Genomic DNA, 22320 nt, shown 5'->3' on the forward strand with positions numbered 1-22320 from the left:
CATGAGCATCCCGAAGGCATTTTTAACGCCGTATCACCAAGCGCAGCAGCCCAGATCAGACGACTGCCTTGGCTGGTGGGATCTCTTTTTGCTCCAACATCCCCTCGGTCACAATAAACTGAATAATATCGTCCAGCCCCTGCGCCTTTTTCAGGTTTGAAAATACAAAAGGGCGTTCACCGCGCATTTTTTTCGCATCGCGGTCCATCACATCCAGATCGGCACCCACCAGTGGCGCCAGATCGGTTTTATTAATCACCAGTAAATCGGAGCGGGTAATACCCGGGCCACCCTTACGCGGAATTTTGTCACCGGCGGATACGTCGATCACATAAATGGTCAGGTCGGATAATTCCGGGCTGAAGGTTGCACTCAGGTTATCGCCGCCGCTTTCAACAAACACCACATCCAGATCGCCGTGACGCTTCATTAATACATCGATAGCCGCCAGGTTCATTGAAGCATCTTCACGGATCGCGGTATGCGGACAACCACCGGTTTCCACCCCCATGATGCGGTCGGCTGACAGCGCTTCGTTACGGGTTAAAAATTCGGCATCTTCTTTGGTGTAAATATCGTTGGTTACTACCGCGATATTGTAGTGATCACGCAGGGCAGAACAGAGTGAGCGTAATAATGCTGTTTTGCCGGAACCGACCGGACCACCGACACCGACGCGTAATGTTTGTTTTTTCATTTTTTTCTCCAGTAATTCTGAGTCTTGCTTGAATTTTTAATCGTGTAATGCAGCCAGCGATGAGGGTGTTAGTGAAGCAGTCAGGACGCGGCAAAAATTATCGAAGGAGCGCAGTGTAGTTAGCCTACATGAGCATCCTGAGAAAATTTTTAACAAAGTCCTGACAATGCAACCAGCCCTCATGATCGGAACAGGCGCGTGTATTGCGTCTCATGTTTCGCACTGGCAATCGCCAGTGCCGGTAACGAGCCGCCAATTTCTGCTTCATCCACGTCTTCTGCAGTGCGGATAGTGGCCGGAATCAGCGTCTGTAAATCACTTAATAATTGCTGCGCCTGAGTCTGACCCAGAGGTACCAGCTTGGTGGCGGCGGCAATCTGATTTTCCAGCCAGGCGAAGGTCAGACCGGTGGCGGCGGCAGTAAACGGAATCTGCCACTGCACCGCCGGATAGGCATACAGCGCAACAAAGCTGACATCGCCCTCTGCCTCACTGGCATAACGCGGCAGGGTAACGTCCAGCTGTTTTAATAAACGCACCAGTGCTTCGCCCATGGCGGTATCGGTAAGGCGTAATTCGCTGGTTTCGCGGCTGGCCAGAATTAAATCGTTCCAGCCTTGCCAGGCTTTTTCATCGGCCGCGCTTACCGCCTGCATCGCGCCTTTTAATACCGGTAAATCAATCAGCGCCTGGGTTTCGTGCAATTGCAGCGCAATCCAGTCACGGGTCTTTGCCATATTACTCACCCAGCCTTTTTCCACGGCGTATTCCAGCCCCTGGGAAAAGGCGTAACCACCCACCGGCAGGCTGACACTGGATAGCTGCAATAAACGCAGCAGCCCCGGTGTTGTCAGCGCCGCGTGGTTATCAGTGGTCATATCCGTCACCGTGCCCTTTATCATGACCGTCGTTATGGCTGTGGCCGCCTTTATGGCCGTGGTGGTGATCATGATCGTGGGAATGACCATGCGAATGCCCGTACCCGGGTGCATAAGCGCCGGACTCAGGTACAAAGACGGCGTGTTCATGGCTGACCATCAGTCCAAGTAAATGCAGCATATCTTCCAGCACATGATCCGGTTTTATCCGTAACCAGCGCTCACCCACTTCTACTTTTACATGGCGGTTGCCGAGGTGATAACAGGCTTTGGCAAAGGTTTGCCAGTCGTCGCAGCTGGCGTGGGCAACATCTTCTTCAGCGCCTTCAATTTTTACGATTTTGCCATCAGTGGCGCGTAAAAATTCTCCAACCAGTAAGGGTTTACCACGCTCCAGAAACAGACGTACTTCTTCGCCGTCGGTACTGGTCAGACGCAGACGGCCACGGTCGCGCTGTTCATAGTTCAGCACTACCGTAGCGCTGACCGGATCATGGCAGTGAGTGCCAAGGCGTTCATAAACTTCTAACATAAACAGTCCTTAAAACGATGCTTTTAAATTGCACGTTTAAAATAAGTTATACAGTTGCGCCAGTGGCAGTTCGCTGGCCGGTTCGCAGGTCAGTAATTCACCGTCGGCACGTACTTCATAGGTTTGCGGATCAACGCTAACGTCCGGCATCCAGTCGTTCAGAATCATGTCTGATTTACGGATATTGCGGGTGTTTTTACAGGCCGCTAAGGTGCGTTTGACGCCCAGTTTCTCACCGACGTTATTAATTAATGCCGCTGCCGATACAAAGGTCAGACTGGTGGCGGCGGCAGCTTTACCAAAGGCACCGAACATCATGCGGTAATGCACCGGCTGTGGGGTTGGGATGGACGCATTCGGATCGCCCATCGGCGCAGCGGCAATCATGCCGCCTTTAATAATCATGCTCGGTTTGGTGGCAAAAAAAGCCGGTTTCCATAACACCAGATCGGCCAGTTTTCCTTTTTCGATGGAACCCACTTCGTGGGAAATACCATGAGCGATGGCCGGGTTAATGGTGTACTTGGCGATGTAGCGGCGCGCGCGGAAATTATCGGCGCCGATCTCCAGATCTTCTTTTAATAAGCCGAACTGGGTTTTCATTTTATGCGCCGTCTGCCAGGTACGGGTGATGACTTCGCCCACGCGACCCATGGCCTGAGAGTCGGATGAGATCATGCTGAAGGCGCCACGGTCGTGAAAAATATCTTCAGCGGCAATGGTTTCTTTACGGATGCGCGAATCGGCAAAAGCAACGTCTTCAGGAATGCTGCTGTCGAGGTGATGACAGACCATCAGCATATCCAGGTGTTCATCCACCGTATTACGCGTATAAGGACGCGTTGGGTTGGTGGAAGAGGGCAGCACATTGGGATAAGCACAGGCGCGGATAATATCCGGCGCATGGCCACCACCGGCACCTTCGGTATGGTAGGTGTGAATTACGCGGTCTTTAAATGCACCAATTGTGTCATCGACAAAACCGGATTCATTCAGGGTGTCGGTATGAATGGCAACCTGCACATCGTATTTTTCCGCCACGCTCAGACAACAGTCGATGGACGCCGGTGTGGTGCCCCAGTCTTCGTGTAATTTCAGACCGCAGGCGCCGGCTTCCAGTTGTTCTTCCAGTGCCTCTGGCAGGCTGGCGTTGCCTTTGCCTAAAAAGCCGAAATTCATTGGCATATCGTCGGTGGCCTGCAGCATTTTGCCGATGTACCAGGGGCCGGACGAACAGGTGGTGGCGTTGGTGCCGGTCGCAGGCCCGGTGCCGCCGCCAATCATGGTGGTGACGCCGCTCATTAAGGCTTCTTCGACCTGTTGCGGACAAATAAAATGAATGTGCGCATCGATACCGCCAGCGGTAAGAATGGAGCCTTCACCGGCAATCACTTCGGTGCCCGGGCCGATAATAATATCGACGTTATCCTGAATATCCGGATTACCGGCTTTACCTACGGCAAAAATACGGCCGTCTTTAATACCGACATCACCTTTCACAATCCCCCAGTGATCCAGCACCACGGCATTGGTTATCACCAGGTCGACGGTTTCAGCACTGCTGCGCTGGCTCTGGCCCATACCATCACGGATGACTTTGCCGCCGCCGAATTTCACTTCGTCGCCGTAGGTGGTGAAGTCTTTTTCGATCTGAATCAATAATTCAGTATCGCCGAGGCGCACTTTATCGCCGGTGGTAGGGCCGAACATCTGCGCGTAGGACGTGCGGTCCATGGTTTTATTACTCATGTGCTTTCCCTGAGTTATCTAGGGCCTGTTAACACTAATTAAACAGGCCTGTTATCGGCTAAAAAATTCTCAAACAAGGCGCTGAGAGTGTGGCCTAACGGGTTAAGCGAACGAACAGCAACGCAGAATGAGGAATTTTTAGCCATAACCCTTCGGGCTGAGGCTAGTTTTCCCCATTAACGTCGTCGTTCGTCATTCATTTAGCCCGCTAATATCACTCCTCTCTCCTTGTTCTGAGAAAAACTGGCTCTCAGCAGGCCCGATTTACTTAGTGTTAACAGGCCCTAGCTTGCCCATTATTTCGCCGCGGAAACCGTACACAATACGGTCTCCGGCGTAGGCGACTAATTCCACTTCACGGCCCTGACCCGGCTCAAAACGCACGGCGGTACCCGAGGCAATATTCAGACGAAAACCCCTGGTTTTTTCCCGCTCAAATGACAGTGCCGGATTGGTTTCGTAAAAATGATAATGGGAGCCGACCTGAATCGGGCGATCACCGATATTTTCAACACGCAGACGAACCGTTTCACGGCCTGCGTTTAATTCGATATCGCCTTCGCCGACGATAATTTCACCTGGGATCATGTTCTTTCTCCTGTAAACCGTTAAGCATCTCGGCTGAAGCCGTTTAAACGCAGGCAGTTTTAAACAATGGGTTCATGCACAGTGACCAGCTTGGTGCCATCCGGGAAGGTCGCTTCTACCTGTACCTCATGAATTAATTCCGGCACACCGGGCATCACCTGATCGGCACTCAGCAGTGTTTTTCCGTACCCCATCAGCTCGGCTACGGTTTTGCCATCGCGTGCGCCTTCCATTATTTCCATGGTCAGGTAAGCCATGGCTTCCGGGTAATTTAATTTCAGACCACGGTTCAGGCGGCGTTCTGCCAGCAGGGCTGCGGTAAAAATCAGCAGCTTATCTTTTTCGCGCGGTAGCAGTTCCATCGTTCACCTCAGTTAATCAATCAGTTCTTTAAATAGTCAGAAATAATCAGGTTGCCCAGATGCGTGGTGCGCAGGCCGGGCGTTGCATTAATTGCGGGCGGATAATCGCCCAGGCGTCACTCAGCAGCAGACGGGCTTGTTCGCTGCAGGTGCCGAGATAACGCACGCTTAAAAATTGGCCGTTCAGGCTGACACCGGCCAGTTGGTCGGCGCACAGCTCCTGAAGTTTCTCCAGAGCCTGTTCACAAAAACCCTGAGTAAAAGGTCCGGCCACTAACAGACCGTGTACCGGCATGCCACGGAAACCGGCGGCGGCATTTAATAATTCGCTGTTACCCGGATGCAGGCTCAGGCGCTCATTCAGCAATAGCTGTTGCTTATAATAAATACGCAGTCCCTGCTTCAGCGTGGTGTGCTGACCAAGGTCATCCAGACGGCTGCCATTGGCGGGCAAACCGAGGCTGACAATATCCCAGCCGATATAGCGGCTGTTTTCACCCAGATGGACTTCGGTTTCCAGCTGCGCACGGGATGACGGAAATAAAATGGTTTCCAGCGGCATCCATTCCAGTGCCGCGTTGTTATCAACCCTCAGCTGTACTTTCTGCTGCTGCAGCAAACCATCGGCACGGGCGCGGTAAACACGTCCTGCTCCGGGTGTTGTTACCAGCACATGGCTGTTTTCACCGGCACTGACATTAATAGTAAGAAAATCACCCGACACCATGCCGCCGGGGGGATGCAGCAGATACAGATGCGCACAGTCCGGCCCTTCCGGATAAAACGGCTTTTGCACATAAAGAGGGCCGTTATGCTCGCATTGCACCAAACGGGTGCCTCTTTCTGTCTGGCGCGTACTCAACTGTAACTGCGCGTTCCAGTATGGTGCATCAGCCTGCGCGCTTAGCAGCGGCTGAACGGGGTGATTCAAGCCGTATCTCCTCTGTTTAGTCAGAACCAGCCCAATAACAACGGGCCGCAATGGGTTATGCCGGGTTGTTAAGCAAGAGGGATACCATATTGACTGCTTAGTCAGTTTTTTTAGCGGCAAGGTGCCCGGTTAAGGCCTGCAGATAGGCAGAGATGTGCAGGTACGGCGCAGGTAAGCAGGCGTGCACAACATAAGGGATCACTGTGCGCCAGGAAGGCGCACAGAGGCCGGACAATATCAGAGGCCGGACAATATCAGGGGCCGGACAGCCACCGGATAAAAAATGGAGCATTTATTAAAAACAGATGAAATCTTCTGCACAGGTTTTTCTGTTGAATTGATCAGGTTATACAACACCCAGACTTATCCACAATGCGTGACATATAAAATTCATGTCGCACTTCCCCCTTATTTACCGTCTTCAGTGGTAGCTGCCGGTTGCTGCATTCAGGCCGGAGTCATTCACATATGATCAGGGGAAGTAAAAATGGGGGTATCGAACAAGCATTTACTGACTGGCTTTATCAGTTTGTTAAGTGCAGGACCATTGTTTGCTGCGGGTCTTAAAGCAGACATCGTACTCGACGGAAAACCACTGGCAGAAGCCATTATTTTGCTGGATGGAAAAGAAATAGGGCGCAGCAACGCCGATGGCAGTTTCTGGTATGAAGGCTTTGGTGGTGGACGGCATACATTAACGTTGCAGCTGCCGGATCAATCTGTTCCTTACAGCTTTACGCTGGCAGATGATGAAGCGGCTTTTATCAGCATCAGCGCAAAGCGCGGTGAAAAAACAGTGGATGCGGCTATTGATCGTGTTCCGCTGGCGGCAGCCAATCGTAATAGTAAAACAGAACTGGCAGGCATTGGCGTGCTGACAGGCGAAGTTTTCGGACTTGAAACTAATGGTCCGGTTCGTAATGCAATGATTAGCGTTGTTGGTAAAAATATTACTGCCCGTACCGATCGTAATGGCGAATTTAAAATTGAATTACCAAAAGGCGAATACAGCCTGCTGATTGAACATCCGCAATATATGTCGCGCACCCTGACATCGGTAAATGTGATGCGCGGTATGGAAGTGAGTGTCTTTACTGAATTACCGATGCTCAGCAGTGATGACAGTGAATTTATTGAAGAAGTGGTCGCAGTGGGCAGCTATCAGGCATACAGCCCGGTTGATGCTGAGCGAATGTCATCGGCGGTAATGGATACCATGGATTTTACGCAGATCGCCCGCTTTGATGACAGCACCGTCAGCTCCGCCATGACGCGGGTCGTTGGGGTAAGCATGGAAGACAGCCGCTATGCGATTGTCCGTGGAATGAAGAGCCGTTATCAGTCCACTTTTTTTAACGGCGCTATTCTGCCCTCCACCGATCCGGCCCGTCGTGATTTACCGCTGGATATCTTTCCTGCGGATATTATGCAGTCGCTGTCACTGCAAAAATCGGCCACCGCAGATGTACCGGGAACAGCAACCGCCGGTCATATTGATATGCGTACCAAGCCTACCCCGGATGAAGGATTCTTTAAAATCTCAGCCAGTCTGGCCTATGGTAAAGCCAATAGTGAAGACGGCTATATAAGCAAAGAACATGGTGGCCGTGACTGGACAGGGTATGACGACGGTTTCCGTGAAATGCCGGACATTGCCAAACAAGCGCGCGGTGCTTATTTTTTTGGTGATCCGGATTCTGCGGGCAGCAATGGCCTGGGCGACAGCGAAGAATTTCTGCAGTTCCGTGAAGAGCTGGGAGAGTCCTTTGAAAACTACGGCGTGTATAAAGGGGATTTACCTGCCGATATGTCCATCAGCCTGTCCGGAGGTGACAGCATTATAACGGATAGCGGACAGCGCCTGGGGATGATTGGCGCAGTGCGTTACAGTAACAAATGGACCAATGATGAAAAAATTCAGAACGGTTTTGAGCTGTATACCGTTAACAACCCTGATACAAATGAACCAGAAGATCTGCTTGCGCTGACATCTTCAAAAGTGACCTACGATACCAATAATGTTATCGACCTGAGCGCCATGCTTAATCTGGACTGGCGCATTACCGAAAATCATACACTTGGCCTGAATAATATTCTGTTACGCCATACCACCAACTCGGCAGAGTTTGAGGATAGGTATGTTCTTGCTAGTGGTCATTATATTGCCAAGAATAATATTGTTATGCCCGAAGATCCGCGGGACTGGCCATATGGCGGAGGCATAGATAAGCAGGAAACCCAAAGTATTGACTGGATTGAGGAGCAGCTGGTCAGCCATCAGTTATGGGGTGAACACTACATCCCCCTGAGTGATGGAGGATTACTGGGGGACTTAAAAACCAATTGGCAGATTTCCCGGTCAAGCAGTGAATATGATCGCCCCAATGCTCAACGTTACTCCTATCAGGGTAATAGCCTGTCTGCAGACCCTGTGCTGCAGGTTGGTTTCAGTAGCGCCTATAATCTGTGGGAAGCTTCTGAAGAAGACGGCAACTCAGCCAGTATTGATCTTGAGTTACCGATCAATGAAGGCGGAGATATTTCAGTAACGGCAAAAACGGGTCTGTATCAGCTGAGCCGTACCCGTGACGGTTATGAAGATCGATTTTCATACCGAGGTAATAAGCTAGAACAGGAAACCAGGGAAGATATTCTTTTGTACCCTGACCCTGCGGATATCTTCACCGATGAATATATTGGTGATGGCACCAATGGCAGTAATGGTCTGTACGTGAATTATGGTGGTTCTATCGATGCAGAAAATGATACCGGCGTCGATAAAGGTTATCAGTACCGTGTCGAGCAGAATACCAATGCCTGGTATGTGCAAACCGACTGGAATCTGTGGCAAACGGTTACGGCGAATATCGGTGTACGCCGTGAGTCATTTAAAGTAGAAGCTGACCAGTATTACTACAACCCGGAACCCTTGTACGAACTGCTGGATGAAACCAAAACCCTGCCATCTCTGGGCCTGACCTGGTTAATCAGCGATAACTGGCAATTACGCGGCGCTTACAGCAAAACCGTAAGCTGGCCGGAAACCTTCGAGCTGTTGCCACGGAGTTACCGTGATATCGAAACCCTGACCAGCTACAAAGGTAATCCGGATCTTAAACCGGCCGATATTAAAAACTACGATATGCGCCTGGAGTGGTACCCCAGTGATAATGAATCCATCAGTCTGGGTGCTTACCGAAAAGACATGGACAACCCGATTGAAAATGCCTTTGACACGCTCGGTGATGATTACGATTACTACACCTTTGTTAACGTAGAATCCGGCAAGGTGACCGGTTGGGAACTGGATTTCCGTACCGAGTTTATTCTTGATGACAACTTCAGTCATTCTGTCTTTGTGCAGGGTAATTACACCGACATTGAGTCAGAAATCAGCCTGGCCGCTGACTCCAAAGAAACCGATTTAAACCGTCCGCTGCAAGGCCAGCCTGATTATATCTTTAACCTGCAGTTAGGGTATGACCACTTCGAAACCGGCCAGGAAGTCACGCTGGTATTTAACCGCAAAGGTAAAGAGCTGGTGATTGTTACCCCTGATGCGGGTAGTAACGTCACTAATGTTTACAGCGATCCTTATGACGACCTGAAACTGATTTACACCAAACGGTTTGGTGATGACCTTAAAGTGTCATTGTCGGGTGAAAACATACTGGATTCTGAAAAACGTCAGTACTACGAAAAATACGATGTGGCCTACCTGAGTTACAAGTCCGGGCCTAAATACAAGCTGAAAGTCAGTTATGAATTTTAAATATTGGACTCCTAAAAAGATGATGGGTGGAATTATGTTATTTAAAAAATCCCCTCGGGCTTCTGTGTATTCAGGCCTGAAGTTAATACCAAAGCTGGGTGTCTTATCCGCAGCTTTGTTACTCGCAAGTTGCGGTGCTGATGTATCCGATGAAACCGCCATGCAGGAAAGCCTGGAGGTATCACTGGCGCAGTGTGAAATTCTGCAATACGGTGTGGTCGGAACCGCTACTGATCCGGTGCTGGTAAACGGTGAAGAGTTCAATGCCTGTTTACTGAGCAAAGACATCGGAAAGCTAAGCAACACACGCGATATTTCTAATGATTTAAACGCGATCAGTCTGAAAAATACGTGGAACTATAAACCCCTGGTCTGGGTGCTGGATGGTGTGTACGAGTTCGGCGAAAGTAAAGAATACGAGACGTTGGATCAATTACTCGCTGAGCGTGTTAATTTTTCCGTTGAGCTATATGCGAAGCCCGGTTCGGTTGTAATTCTTCATCGAAATGCACAATTAACGGCCAACATTTTATCACTCGACGACAATAATACCGGCGGTGGTGAATGGGGTGGTGTGGTTATTAATGGCATTGGCTATTCACCAGAGTGCCCGGCAACCAGTAGTCCAGACCAGCTGTGCAATATTAAAGGTCCCTTTGGCTACTACGGCGGTGTTGCCAAAGATACCGATCTGACAGCCTATGGCATGAGTTTCAACTCGACAAATACCAAGGGGTTTCCCGGTTTATACAGCTTGAACAGCGGCGGTGGTTCCGTGATTGGTGAAGCGGGTGAGGAAGTATCCGTCAGTCTGGAAAACTATGCGGGTGGTACGATTCATGCGGCGGTTACCGCTTATGCTCCCGCAGCCAGCCAAACGGGAGGGGTGATTGCTTACAGCGGATCGAATGGGCTGCAGGTCCACGGTGGCAGCTATAATATTGTGAATGGCAATCCGGTTAGCCCCATTCCCTATATCACTAACATCAGCGCTACCGCTCTGGAGCTGAATAACTATCAGGGCGATATTGCTGCTCGTATCAGGCATGACTCGTTAACATCGGCGCTGGTGGTGAAGGGCGGTCAGGTGAATTTGAGTAACCTTAGCCTGTTCGACCAGTACAATCAGGCGGGTGTGGCGATATCAGTGGCCAGCGCAGCTAAAGTTACCTTGGATGACGCTCTGATTCAGGGCTTTGATACCTGCCTGGAACCACAGGATTCGGCCAGTCAGATCAGTGTGGGTTCTGCTTTGCTTAACTGCAGCAACATTACCAACAACACCAGTAATGCCCTGGCTGCCATTGCAAACGCGACCGATCTGATAACCGGTGCCGATGCGCTGCTCAGCTATATATGGGCAGTAGGTAATAACAGCTTAAACTTTGCCAATGTTGAAGATCCGTCTCAGTTGGGTGCGGGTAATGCGAGTGTAGCGGGAGTTTATAGCCCGGCCATTCTTTTTCCCGAGTGTATGGGGGTCGGCACGCTGGCAGAAGATACTCTGGTTGTTGGCGGCATGCCGTATCAGATCTGTGATTTAACCAACGTTGACCAGTCAGCCACTTTATACAGTAACTTCAGTATTGAGGGGCGTTTGAATAACGGCGGGAAACCTGACTATTATCCTAAAAATATTGCCTGGCGGATAAATGGTCAGGTGCAGGTCGGTACCGATTTTACGCCACTTAACAGCGCTGAACGTGCTGCCGCATTAGCCAGTCCGGTGCAATTGACGCTGCCTGCTGGTACCACCTTGCTGACTACCAGTAACAACGATTCCGAATTGCTTATTCAGCCCGATGCACGCTTGCGTGTTGCTGGCTCAGCAGACGCGCCGGTTACTCTCGGTGTTGCCGGGCTGACCGCTGGCGATATTACTTCAGGCTGGCGCGGTATTACGGTTAATGGTGCTGACGGTAGCGCTAAACAGCTGGATATTCAGTACCTGCGTCTGTATGACACTGGCGAAGATGGTCAGGCGGCATTCACCCTTAACGAGGTTGGAGCAGATTCGAACATTACCTATCTGGACATTTACGGTGCCGGAGCAGACGGCCTTAATATTAATGGTGGCGCTGCCAATTTTAATCATCTGTTGATGGCTAATATCGCAGGTGACCAGATTCAGTGGCAAAACGGCTATCAGGGAACCATAGAGACGGCCGTTATCAGTCCGGGAGACAACAGCACCGGTGCCGTGTTGCACGGTATTAACAGTAATGCCGATTATGATGCTATGCCGCGTTCCCGCCCGGTTATTACCAATATGACAGCTACGGGGTTCGGCTCCGGCAACACCGCAGTATTGCTGGAACAGGGTTCCGGCCTGTTGATGTTTAATTCGGTGTTTTCAGATTTTGCCACTTGCCTGGATATTGACGATGCCGAAACCGCCGCATTACAAAGCAGTGATCCATTGGGAATTCTGTTTGATGGCGTGATATTCAGTTGTGAAAATACCCTGGCCAATGAATCCGAAAGCGGCGGTTACGATTATGGCTATACCGTGGTTTCTGCCAGTGGTGTGGTTGAAGAAGATCCGGTTCTGAATACCGGTTACCTGATTACTGGCAACGTCAGCGTGAGTCTGGTGGATCTGAGTCATTACGCTGCTTTATTAGGTGACGCCTACCATCATCTGGGGGGCGGTGCTTATATCGGCGCAGTGGCAGATGATGGTGATAACTGGTACAGCAACTGGAGTGATTCGGTGGTTATTGCGCCGGATTTCGAATGCAATAATCTGGGGATTCTGGTTGGTATGGAGCCGACTGGAACTTATCGATTTGATTATGATAGCAATGGCGACGGGGAGATCAGTTCTGAAGAGAGCTACTGGGAGCCAGTGTCGAAGTCGTGCCGGATTTTAGGTGGTATTTATACCAACAACGTTACCATCGGCCAGTACAGTGGCTTGCCAGGCGAAACCGTTAATCAGTGGTTAGCCGATGGCTATACCCTGGAGGAAATTCAGTCAAATGCTTTGACCGGCGATTGGGCGATTAATTTTTTGACTGGTGAAACCCGCTATATTGAAGAAGCGGTGATGCGAGTGATGCCCACCCACTGGACGGTAAAAGGTGAAATTCATATTGGTAAGGGGCATCAACAAATAACCGACGTTGCCGCCGTTGCTGATATGAAAGCCAATCCGGTAACCCTGACGATTGAAAGCGGTACCAGCATTGAAGCGGAATCAGATAACAGTGTTCTGCATATTACCCGGGCAGGGGCTCTGCAATACGTTGGTAATGCCGGGTATGAAAAGATTAATACAGGAGGGGTTTCTGTTGCCGTGGTGATCGATGGCTTTGGCCGGAATAACCTGTGTGAAAACGCCGCGACCACTAATGCAGGAGAAGGCATGTGCAATATCGAAGGGCCCTATGGTTATTATGGCGGTTACGACTCAATAGCTTCCAATGTCGATATTTCAGGCGCTTTATTTCGTGCTGATCTGACATTCAATTCGGTTAATGGGGTGGCTGAAAACTCAGTTATTTACCGGGATGTAGATGCAGATCCTGATCTTGGCAGTGCGTTATCCATAAATGGCGGATCGATTAACTTTAAAAACATTAATATTGATATAAAAGGTAACTATTTTAAAGGTGTTCTGACCTGGAATCATGGTTACCAGGGTAACCTTGCCAATATCTATGTGGCAGGAGATGTCAGTGTTGATGGTGATAATGTGCCCTTGCTTAACGATGAACAGTACTACCCGTTGATTTATGGCCGCAATAATAGTGTGGATGTGAATGCTGAGCCGAGGTCAATGCCAACGATTGCTAATTTGAGCGTGAACTACTATTCACTCTGGCAAACTGCGGCCCCAAGAACGACGCTGGTTCAGCTTGCAGAGGGCAGCGGTCTGTTTATGTACAACAGTCTGCTTGGCGCGGATGAATCGTCCGATAGCTGGGGTGAGTATCCGAGTGAGTGTGTGGGTGTTGACAGTACGAATGAGACAGCTTACGGCAGTACTATTTTTATGAAAAATATTGTCAGTTCGTGTCTGAAGTTTACGGTTAACAGCAGTCTTGATACCAGTGTTATGGCAGATCCGAATGCAATGATACTTAAAGAACCTTATTTGTATTATGGTGGTGGTTCTGGTGGGAAAAATAAATACAAATCGGTAAACAGCAAACTCCATGGTGCTTTGGAAAGTGTTTTCTGGAAGTCTTCTATGGAGTATCCAGTGCTCAATATCATTCAGATGATTGGAGAGCGATATTCCGGTGGTTATTCAGAATCAGCCACGGTTGATCCTGAATTTCTTGAAGAAACAAAATATATTGGCGTGCTGGATTATTACGAAAAACCTGAAATTATTGGCGTGCTCGAATAAAACCGGTTTTGTAATTTTAAAAGGGGCTTTTGCCCCTTTTTTTATGCCTTGTTTTTGGCGTTGATTATATTATTTCAATTATATTAATTGTTCATATTATTAAGTTTTGTTTCCCCTTTTTATATTAATAAACGGTATGTGTGTGACACAAATCTGTCTTTATTTTTATGTCAGTATGAATGCACTCCTGAGGAGTAAGCATTAATGGTCTCACTGTTGAGGCTGGCGATGCTGGTGGTGAATTACATCATCGTTAATCGAAAAAAATGTTTGTATTCAGTTTTTACAAACCTAATACATGGAAATACATTGCTGGAGATTGAAAATGAAAAAGATCCTTTTAGCGTCGGCCTTAACCGTTGCGTCTGCAAGTGCTTTTGCTTCTGATGGTTACTGCACAGATGTTGGTAGTGTGGCAAGTTCTTCCTATAACTGGAATGGCACCAACTACGTTCTGTGTGAGCTGCCTTCTTCTGTCCTGTCTGACGAAACACTGTTTAACGGTAACGATACCCGCTACCATAAGCCTGTACTTTGGGCACTGCCGGGTATTGTAACGGTGGGTGATGGGTATGTGCAGAATACCAGTTACGCTGCGGCTAACCATTCTGTACTGACCATTGAAGCGGGTGTTAATGTGATTGCCACCGCCAATAATGCGGCTCTGGTGATTGCTCGTGGTGCAAAAATTAATGCCGTTGGTACTGCCAGCAACCCTATCGTGTTCTCCAGTGCCGATGAAGACTTCACCGGCGAAGGCGAGTGGGGCGGTGTGATTCTGTCTGGTTATGGTGTGGCTAACGAATGTACTTCCGGTGACACCTGTCTGATGGAAGGTATTTCCAGCAATTACTATTTCGGTTCCGGCAGCAGCAGTAAAGCAGCCAGCGAAACGGGCAGTGGCACTATGAGCTATGTTGCCATTACCGAAGGTGGTACCGAAATTAACGTAAATGATCCGGATGATGTTGCCAACGGCGGTAATGAAATCAATGGTCTGACGCTGTACGGTGTAACGTCGTCCACCACGATCAACAACATCCATGTAAACGAAAACCTGGATGATGGTATCGAGTTCTTTGGTGGTGACGTGGCTGTGTCAAACCTCTGGCTGACCTGTAATGGTGATGACAGTGTGGATTGGGACTACGGTTTCCACGGTTCAATCACCAATGTGTACATTGAGCAGGGCGATAAGAACGGTGCTGCCGACCATGCATTCGAACTGGCCGGTAACCCGAATAACTACGCAGCCACTCCGCTGGCAACGGCTTCTGTTGAAGGTGCGTATGTCGAGTTTGTTGGTGCCAATGCCAATGCCGATACTGACTTCGTTTTCAAGCTGAAAGAAGGTACTGACGGTTACTTCAATAATATTGTGGTAACCGGTTACAACACGGTTTCTACCCAGGATTGTGATGCTATCAGTTCCACTAATATCAGTTCAGCTGATTTCGGTACTATGAGCGTTGATTGCTCTGTTGTTGATGCAATGACCTTCTCTGCAACAGGACCTTCTTCGTTCACCAAAGCAACTACCTTCTGGGCGGCTGCTCCTACCTGTAACTAAAACCGGATAGTGTTCAGGTTTTCAGGCCCATGCTGAAAAGTATGGGCCTTTTATTTTAAGCTTCTGGCGATTGTCTGAATAAAAGAGAAAGAGAAGAAAAAAAGAAATAAAGTTATTGAACATCGACGTTGATGCTCAGCAGAAACTCCCGCCCGGTACGGTAATCAAGGTAATGGTAATCACCCTGAAGATAACGGTGTGCTGTATTCAGCATATTATTAATGCTGAACGTTAACTGGCCTGGGTGTATCCGGTAATTCCAACTGAAATCGAGATGATTTCTCGGCTGCTGATAGACGGCCGGCAAATCTGGCTGGTCGCTGGTAATATAAAGTTGAGTGCCGCTGCGCTTGCCTGTCAGACTCAGTGTCTGGTTAAGGCCAGGCATATACTGCAACCTTAAGGCCGCAATATACTCAGGCTGTCCCTGCAATGGCCGATGATTTTTCGGTTTTTCTTCCACATCGTCAGAATAATCAGAAGCATCGGAACCGCTGACCTGTGAGTGAATTCTGGCATAGCGCCCGGATAGCTTTATGTGTTGGTTGCGGCCAATGTTCAGATGGTAATCGGCTTCCAGTTCCAGACCACGAACATTACCCTGACCACTGTTGCGGTAGCTGTAATTGCTGTAGGTTGCGCTGTCCGTCGCTTCGCTGTTATCTGTGAATGCTCCTTCAATCGGCTGGCGGATTCGTTTCAGGTATAAGGCTGCTCCCAGTTCCAGCCCGGAAACATTTTGCCACTGCCAGGATAAATCCCAGTTATGGACATCGGAACTGTGTAATCGTGGGTTGCCGATTGTTTTTGTGCGGGTGTCGAGATCTTCGTAGACGACAGGCAGTATTTCGTTAAAGCGTGGCCAGACAACCGTTTGACGGTAATTCAGCCAGATTCGCTGCTGAGGTGGCTGAAAGCCAATGGCGATTGAGGGTAGCCAGCGGCTGCCGTTTTCAAGTTTTTTGTTGTCTTCCGGCTGGGCGTCCCAGAGTTCTGCCTGCAGGGTATTTTGTTCATAGCGCAAACCACTGATCAGACACCAGTGTTCGTTAAGATCAAGATCGTTAAGCAGATAGGATGCCTGATTCTCTTGTGTTGCGCGGTAAAAATGGCCGTTTAATCCGATATCCTGCTCAGGCTCCAGCAGAGTATCCTGCAAAATAAAGCCGGGTATCTGGCTGTCTCCGGTAATGCGCTCTGCGGTGAGAATGTCGCTGGGGTTGGTTTGTTCCATAATCTGCCCATTGCTGGTCAGATCTTTACTACCGGTAAAACCGTACAGCAGGTTGTAGCCTTCGCGATTTTTAACACTTTTTTCCCAGCCGGTTTTTAACTCACCGGTCAGTAAAGCATCCCCGAGATCAATGCCGTATAGGTGACTGAAATGTAAACCGAAAGAATCGCTTTGCTGCTCCATAAAACGCCAGCCAATACTGGCCGTCGATGGTAATAGCTGTAGCCTGTAGTTACTTTCTTCTGACACCGAAAAATAGCGATAATCCAGATCGTGTGGACGGTTGTATTCCGTTGTGCTTTTACTGATCTGCCAGTTCAGTGTGGTTAATGGTGTGAATTTATGCAATCCATAGAGCTGGTGTAACAGTAGGCTTCGTTCTGTCCAGTGGATCAGGTTTCGTCGGTAGGCGGTTTCTGTATTGATATTCTGTTCGTTTTTTCCCTGTGTTTCTATCAGCTCACCGTGGTGAGTACCCTGGTGCAGATAAAGGGTATTAAATCCTAGGTATTGCTGATCAGAAATATTTAAACCCAGTGCAGCCAGGGTATTAATATCGGACGTGTGTTCACTGCGTTTATGCCGGGAGTCTTCGTGATGAAAATCACTGGACGCGCCGGAGTAGCCCGTCCCTGTACTGTAACTGGTGGAACGGATAAGGCTGTGCTGCCAGCGATCACGTACACTGGCAGATAGCGTTCCTCCCCAGCGTATGTTCTGATATTGCCCGGTCGTGCCGGTGCTCAGTTCCAGACTGCCGCTGTTTTTACTTTTCGTCCGATATAGCCCCATATCACCGACGATGGCTTCTCCTGCCTGTTCACGCTGTTGCGCTGACAGCGTATCAACGCCACCTGTACGGGCACTGTCAAAAAGAAGCGACGGAATAGCCTGACGGCCATCACCAAATCCGTAACGGTTGGCCGATTTCTGGGAGCTCTGAAGAACCGTACTGTTGTTACTGTGCGGACGCCAGATCGCGCTGGCTGTGAGCTGGGCATACGCCTGCTTGGGTAACTGCATGGTATTCAGGCTGACAATACCAGCGCTGGCCTGACCGGGAGCGTCGGCATATACCGATTTTCTGAGGTTGATACTGTTGAGAATACCCAGTGGAATAAAATCCAGAGGAAAGTTCTGGCCGGAAGGATCAAGACTGGGAAGCTCACCGCCATTTATCCGGATTGATTGATAACGGCCCGTCATCCCGCGGATGATCGCGTAGCGGTTATCTTCTATTTTAACCCCGGCTGTCAGCTCCAGTGCTGAGGATAATGTATAAATTCCTGCTTCACGGAGCTGACGGGTATTAATGCTCAGTTCTGCTGGGCCGGTAAGTTCATTGAGCGGACGTGGCCTTATTTCTGCTGATTTTTCAGCGGTTACAATTAACTCTTCAGGACGGATTGTATTGGCTTCATCATCGTTGTAACGCGGATATTCTGTGATTGTCTGGCGAATAATAATGGTGTCGCCGAGAAGGTCGTATTCAAGCTCTGTATCTTGCAGAAGCTGTTCCAGTAGCTGAGCCAAGGAATAACAGCCTTCGGTATCAATTGTGTGTTTATCGGCCAGAAGAGCTTCCGGTACGATGATTAAAAAATGAAAATAACGGGCAGCTGACTGTAATGCATGACTCAATGAATCTTCAGTAATCTGCACGATCTGTTTGGGTGGAATGCAGCTGGCAGTTTCTCCGGAGCCGGTATTTAGCTGATCAGAGTTTGAAGACTCCGCGTTTAATGGCTCAGCACATAATATGCCGCAGAGTAATAACAGCGGCAGTACAGGGTGTCGCTGGGTCTGGCTCATGGTCTGGCGGATGCCAGCGTCGGAATCATATTTTTCCTGCCTTATCATCTGCTTAACCTGAAGGCATTCTGATTACCTGCTGATAAAAATCATTCCGTTCTTTTCTGATATTGTTAACTGGTAAGCTGAGGTGATCAGTTGCAGGTTCTTTTCTGCATCGTCCAGTCTGAAAGTGCCCGATACCGGCAAATTACCAATGTCTGAATGGATGCCGATCGCCGTATTCCGGTATCGGTTCAGTTCAGCAATGATGTCTGCCAGCGGCATATTGTCCGCTTCGAGAATATTATGTTGCCAGTCACGGTAAGAGGTCAGATCGAATGTCTCTACCGGACCATGTCCATTCGCCCGGATCAGGGCCCGTTGCCCTGCTGTGAGAATGACACGCTTGTTGCCTGCCTGTAGCGGGGCCACTTCAACCCGGCCTTCAAGAACCGTTAACTCGGTGCTGTCGCGTCGCTGATCAACATTAAACACCGTGCCCAGCGCTTGCAAAGTGGCATGGCGGGTTTCGACAACGAAAGGCCGGGTCGGATCTTTACTGACGTTGAACTGAGCCTCCCCCTCAACCAGATCGATGTGGCGCTCAGCTGCGCTGTATTTAACCAGCAGTTGACTGGCTGCGCTGATGTCCAGGCGCGAACCGTCATCCAGTAGCTGGTGAGCGGTTTGCAGCTTCTGAGTATTGAAATATACCGGTTCTGAAACATCGCCGCTGCGAAACAGCAGAATGCCAAGGGTAAGAACGACCGATGCCGCGATACTTCCGTACCATAATGTGCTGCTTTTATGGTCAGATTTCTGGCTGTTCTGCTGATGGTTCTGCTGATTAGCTTCGTACTGTTTCAGCGCCGCAGTAAAACAATTATCATTCCAGATTGCGTCCAGAGCATCAGCCTCCTGGCGACGCTCAGGTTTCTTATCTAGCCAGACTTCGGTTTCAGATGTCTGTTTAGCTGTGCTTTGTTCGTATTTTTCATGCAGAATCCATTGGCTGATTTTCTCTCTTTCAGAATTGGCCAGAATATTCTGTTTTGGTATCAGTCTTAAAACCACGTTCTTTTACTCACTGCGGGTACGCCACGTTCAATTTGTTCAAGAACTGAACGCATGGCACGATTAATTCGCTTTTCTACGGATTTTGGCTCTTTTCCTACGCGGCGGGCGATTTCGGAAATGGTCAGTCCATGAACTTTTCGCATCACCAGAAGATTTGCCGTCTCGGGAGGAAGCTGGTTAAGACAAAGCAAAAAATGTTCTATTTTCTGATTCATTTCCGCATTGCGATCAGGTTGCGGTTTTTCGCAATGAACTTCCTGATCGTCAATGCAAACCATCTCTTCCGAGACTCTCTTCTGGTAGTAGTCATTAATAATGTTATTGGCAATTTTGTAGATGTAACTGACAGGGTCATTGAGCACGAACCCCTGAATAGAGCGCTTTAACGTCCGCTCCAGTGCCTCCTGGTATATATCCTCAGAATAGGAGTGGTCATTGATTTTTCTGCGGATAAAGCTGAGTAATCTGGGCTTCTCCTGATTAATCAGCTGACTGATGTGATGCACTGAGACATCGGGTTGATACATATTCATTGAATCCGGTCTGCCTGTGGACTTTAGCTGGAGAAACAGCAAGAAAGTGAGGATTCTGAACTCGCCTGCGCGATGATTCCGGTTCTGCCAGTGCGTAAAGGAGAGCCTTCCAGAGTCCGTGGTCGGATGGTCGCTGATTATGGTAGTGAGATGTTTCAGTTTGGTTAAACTGATAAGAAAGTTTTTAAGCATGAAGAGTGCCACTGATGATTGGCTATACCGCCATGGTTCGCAGCAAAGAAGTGATGCTTCGCTGGTATTCTCCACATTGCAGCTCACCATATGTCCACCTGGGTGCTTAAAGGTTGAACCACAGGGGTGCAGCATTAATCGTGGTTCGCCGTGCGGTGCTTCTTCATGGACGTATAAATCGCAGCCCAGAATAGAGTAATCGATGGAATTTAAATGCAGACACCGTTGGTGCTGGTGCTGGTGCTGGCGCCGGTAACGGGGTTCAGCGTGACCAGTGTACGCTGGGTGTCCGGATTGGATAGGTGATCCTGCTGCGCCAGTAAGGCACATAGAGTTCACCCCCGGTTTGCCTGATGTTCAGGCAGGTGATAAGTTCTTTGTCAGCTAAAGCAGGCGCTGGATAGCTAAGATTACAGCTTTAAATACCGGAGTTAACCGGCGTTCGCGTTTTTCTGGAAAGGATTCTTGAGTTATGGAAGATTTCTCAGCTTGGTCGATGAGTGGCGCGGGGTTTCTCGAAGGCGTCGCCCGGGATAAATGCACATGAAAACTAATAAACTCTTATGATTAAGAGAGATTACATGGCAAAATTAATTATTTTTTATTTGGTATTGCTCTTGCAGCGATGTCTTTGGCGGACGACGCACTCGACAAATACAAACGAAATGCAATATTAAACACCATACAAAGTACTGGTCCTTCAATAGATATGCATACGGAAAGAAGGGCTTTGATGGGAAGACTTTAGATGCAAAGGTAGAATAGGTCGCAAGGGTGATGATCGACTGACAAATTCTAGTTATGACGGGCGTGGGAGTTAAATACCTTAGGGTGGAAATTGAAGAAAATAGTATGGCATCTAGCATCAGAGAGTCTGTCAAAAAATTCGTTCTAGCGGTAAAAAATGATGCAAGAAAAGGCGTGTAAAGTGTAGGTCTGGCAAGAGAAAAGTTGCTAACTTACAACACAGATTTTCCTATTTTTACCAAAGATTAATTAAATAAATCATAACAAGCCAATGCACTCCGAAACCAAAAGCTACGCGGTTTGGGTGATTGGAGGATTAGCTGGGTAGCCCTCTACTAAGGAGTTTCACAGGATGTACGTGCCGCATCACTTCAAGGAAGACGACATAGGTAAGCTTCAGCAATATATTCGTGACTACGGATTTGGTCTGCTAATAGTGGCGGATGATGGTGGAATTGAAGCGAACCATGTCCCCTTTCATCTGAGTTCTGAAGAAGACGGGAGTCTTGGACAGCTTCAGTGCCATCTGGCTCGAAGTAATCCGGTTTGGCAGCGTTTGCAGGATGGGGCCCGGGTTCTGGCTGTTTTTCAGGGGCCAGATGCCTACGTTTCACCCTCATGGTATGAAACCAAGGTAGAAACCGGCCGGGTTGTTCCAACATGGAATTATCTTGCTGTCCATGTAGAAGGGAGTGCTCGGATTATCGAGGATTCGACCTGGCTGAAACATCATCTCCATCGACTAACAGACCAACATGAGTCGGGTATGAGCAATCCCTGGTCTGTGGATGACGCGCCAGTGGAGTTCACTGAACGTTTGGTGAAGGCTATCGTTGGTGTAGAGATAAAAATTAAAACTCTGACGGGTAAGCTGAAAGCTAGCCAGAACCAATCAGAAAAAAATCGAGCTGGTGTCAAAGTTGGTCTTGAGGCCAGAGATGGAGCGAACAACCGTGCCATGGCTAAGTTCATCAGCTGACCAAGGGCTGTTGTCGGACGGTTTTCCGTCGCCCGTTCCTCCAAAGCAGTCATAAAGCCGGGCGTTAAATGCAGAAGCAGCCATGAAAATAACAGGTTTTAAAAAGGAAGATACTGAGCTTGAAGGCTGTATGGTGCTCAGTGATATAGGAATTGCTGGTCTCCGGATACCTTAAGAGATCTGGCAGCGTTTTTACTCGCCGCAGCGGATGAGATGGAAAAGCTGGGTGAGGATTATGATCATCTTCATCTTATGGATGAATGGGATAAGTGGAAGGAAGATTATGCAGACATTCAGATCCTCAGTGAAAAATACATTTAACCAGCCT

The 22320-nt window shown here is 48.9% G+C and carries 14 protein-coding genes and 1 pseudogene; 5 read left to right on the forward strand and 10 right to left on the reverse strand.

What is annotated here, in order from left to right:
- Window positions 1-55: 55 nt before the first annotated feature.
- From ureG to HUF18_RS06785, 7 genes are all read right to left on the reverse strand, one after another.
- The gene (gene ureG, locus HUF18_RS06755) at window positions 56-697 is read right to left on the reverse strand and encodes an urease accessory protein UreG (RefSeq protein ID WP_145469279.1); all 642 of its coding nucleotides are present in this window, start codon (window positions 695-697) and stop codon (window positions 56-58) included.
- A 179-nt stretch (window positions 698-876) separates the two neighbouring features.
- Window positions 877-1575 carry an urease accessory protein UreF gene (locus HUF18_RS06760; RefSeq protein ID WP_225691608.1) on the reverse strand — a complete coding sequence of 233 codons (699 nt, stop codon included), beginning with the start codon at window positions 1573-1575 and terminating at the stop codon, window positions 877-879.
- Entirely contained in the window at window positions 1565-2107 is a 543-nt protein-coding gene (gene ureE, locus HUF18_RS06765; protein WP_225691609.1) for an urease accessory protein UreE, read from the reverse strand. The genes HUF18_RS06760 and ureE overlap by 11 nt, the downstream gene beginning before the upstream one ends.
- Before the next feature lie 36 nt (window positions 2108-2143).
- Entirely contained in the window at window positions 2144-3856 is a 1713-nt protein-coding gene (gene ureC / locus HUF18_RS06770) for an urease subunit alpha (RefSeq protein ID WP_225691610.1), read from the reverse strand.
- A 264-nt stretch (window positions 3857-4120) separates the two neighbouring features.
- The gene (locus tag HUF18_RS06775; protein WP_225691611.1) at window positions 4121-4444 is read right to left on the reverse strand and encodes an urease subunit beta; all 324 of its coding nucleotides are present in this window, start codon (window positions 4442-4444) and stop codon (window positions 4121-4123) included.
- 59 nt (window positions 4445-4503) lie between these two features.
- On the reverse strand, window positions 4504-4806 hold the full coding sequence (ureA, locus tag HUF18_RS06780; protein WP_145469284.1) for an urease subunit gamma: 303 nt from the start codon (window positions 4804-4806) through the stop codon (window positions 4504-4506).
- Window positions 4807-4852: 46 nt separating this feature from the next.
- Entirely contained in the window at window positions 4853-5737 is an 885-nt protein-coding gene (locus HUF18_RS06785) for an urease accessory protein UreD (RefSeq protein ID WP_225691612.1), read from the reverse strand.
- Window positions 5738-6224: 487 nt separating this feature from the next.
- Here HUF18_RS06785 and HUF18_RS06790 point away from each other — a divergent pair, with 487 nt between their 5' ends.
- The 3 genes from HUF18_RS06790 to HUF18_RS06800 all read left to right on the forward strand — a co-directional run bounded on the left by HUF18_RS06790 (window position 6225) and on the right by HUF18_RS06800 (window position 15436).
- Window positions 6225-9509 (forward strand): TonB-dependent receptor domain-containing protein, encoded by a 3285-nt coding sequence (locus HUF18_RS06790; protein WP_225691613.1) that lies wholly within the window; start codon window positions 6225-6227, stop codon window positions 9507-9509.
- A gap of 160 nt (window positions 9510-9669) precedes the next feature.
- Window positions 9670-13866 (forward strand): hypothetical protein, encoded by a 4197-nt coding sequence (locus tag HUF18_RS06795; protein WP_225691614.1) that lies wholly within the window; start codon window positions 9670-9672, stop codon window positions 13864-13866.
- A gap of 325 nt (window positions 13867-14191) precedes the next feature.
- Window positions 14192-15436: a hypothetical protein gene (locus tag HUF18_RS06800; RefSeq protein ID WP_225691615.1), complete on the forward strand. Its 1245-nt coding sequence runs from the start codon at window positions 14192-14194 to the stop codon at window positions 15434-15436.
- A 112-nt stretch (window positions 15437-15548) separates the two neighbouring features.
- Here the strand turns inward: HUF18_RS06800 and HUF18_RS06805 are convergent, their stop codons facing one another.
- The 3 genes from HUF18_RS06805 to HUF18_RS06815 are packed head-to-tail and all read right to left on the reverse strand — an operon-like array spanning window position 15549 to window position 20356.
- Window positions 15549-18530, reverse strand: a complete 2982-nt coding sequence (locus tag HUF18_RS06805; RefSeq protein WP_225691616.1) for a TonB-dependent receptor — start codon at window positions 18528-18530, stop codon at window positions 15549-15551.
- A 24-nt stretch (window positions 18531-18554) separates the two neighbouring features.
- On the reverse strand, window positions 18555-19538 hold the full coding sequence (locus HUF18_RS19770; protein WP_225691617.1) for a FecR family protein: 984 nt from the start codon (window positions 19536-19538) through the stop codon (window positions 18555-18557).
- Window positions 19529-20356, reverse strand: a complete 828-nt coding sequence (locus tag HUF18_RS06815; protein ID WP_225691618.1) for an RNA polymerase sigma factor — start codon at window positions 20354-20356, stop codon at window positions 19529-19531. The genes HUF18_RS19770 and HUF18_RS06815 overlap by 10 nt, the downstream gene beginning before the upstream one ends.
- Window positions 20357-21365: 1009 nt before the next feature.
- Between HUF18_RS06815 and HUF18_RS06820 the strand changes: the two genes are divergently transcribed.
- Entirely contained in the window at window positions 21366-21992 is a 627-nt protein-coding gene (locus tag HUF18_RS06820; RefSeq protein WP_225691619.1) for an FMN-binding negative transcriptional regulator, read from the forward strand.
- Window positions 21993-22163: 171 nt separating this feature from the next.
- Window positions 22164-22313 (forward strand): annotated as a pseudogene (locus tag HUF18_RS19840) (Imm32 family immunity protein); the annotation flags it as partial.
- Window positions 22314-22320 lie beyond the last annotated feature (7 nt).

The organism is Thalassolituus sp. ST750PaO-4 (assembly GCF_020320405.1).
GTDB lineage: Bacteria > Pseudomonadota > Gammaproteobacteria > Pseudomonadales > Oceanobacteraceae > Venatoribacter > Venatoribacter alkanivorans.

Bases quoted from the DNA above. Each gene is read 5' to 3' on its own strand.
- ureG (WP_145469279.1), bottom strand. From the start codon at position 697: ATGAAAAAACAAACATTACGCGTCGGTGTCGGTGGTCCGGTCGGTTCC.
- HUF18_RS06760 (WP_225691608.1), bottom strand. From the start codon at position 1,575: ATGACCACTGATAACCACGCGGCGCTGACAACACCGGGGCTGCTGCGT.
- ureE (WP_225691609.1), bottom strand. From the start codon at position 2,107: ATGTTAGAAGTTTATGAACGCCTTGGCACTCACTGCCATGATCCGGTC.
- ureC (WP_225691610.1), bottom strand. From the start codon at position 3,856: ATGAGTAATAAAACCATGGACCGCACGTCCTACGCGCAGATGTTCGGC.
- HUF18_RS06775 (WP_225691611.1), bottom strand. From the start codon at position 4,444: ATGATCCCAGGTGAAATTATCGTCGGCGAAGGCGATATCGAATTAAAC.
- ureA (WP_145469284.1), bottom strand. From the start codon at position 4,806: ATGGAACTGCTACCGCGCGAAAAAGATAAGCTGCTGATTTTTACCGCA.
- HUF18_RS06790 (WP_225691613.1), top strand. From the start codon at position 6,225: ATGGGGGTATCGAACAAGCATTTACTGACTGGCTTTATCAGTTTGTTA.
- HUF18_RS06795 (WP_225691614.1), top strand. From the start codon at position 9,670: ATGCAGGAAAGCCTGGAGGTATCACTGGCGCAGTGTGAAATTCTGCAA.
- HUF18_RS06800 (WP_225691615.1), top strand. From the start codon at position 14,192: ATGAAAAAGATCCTTTTAGCGTCGGCCTTAACCGTTGCGTCTGCAAGT.
- HUF18_RS06805 (WP_225691616.1), bottom strand. From the start codon at position 18,530: ATGATAAGGCAGGAAAAATATGATTCCGACGCTGGCATCCGCCAGACC.
- HUF18_RS06815 (WP_225691618.1), bottom strand. From the start codon at position 20,356: ATGGTGAGCTGCAATGTGGAGAATACCAGCGAAGCATCACTTCTTTGC.
- HUF18_RS06820 (WP_225691619.1), top strand. From the start codon at position 21,366: ATGTACGTGCCGCATCACTTCAAGGAAGACGACATAGGTAAGCTTCAG.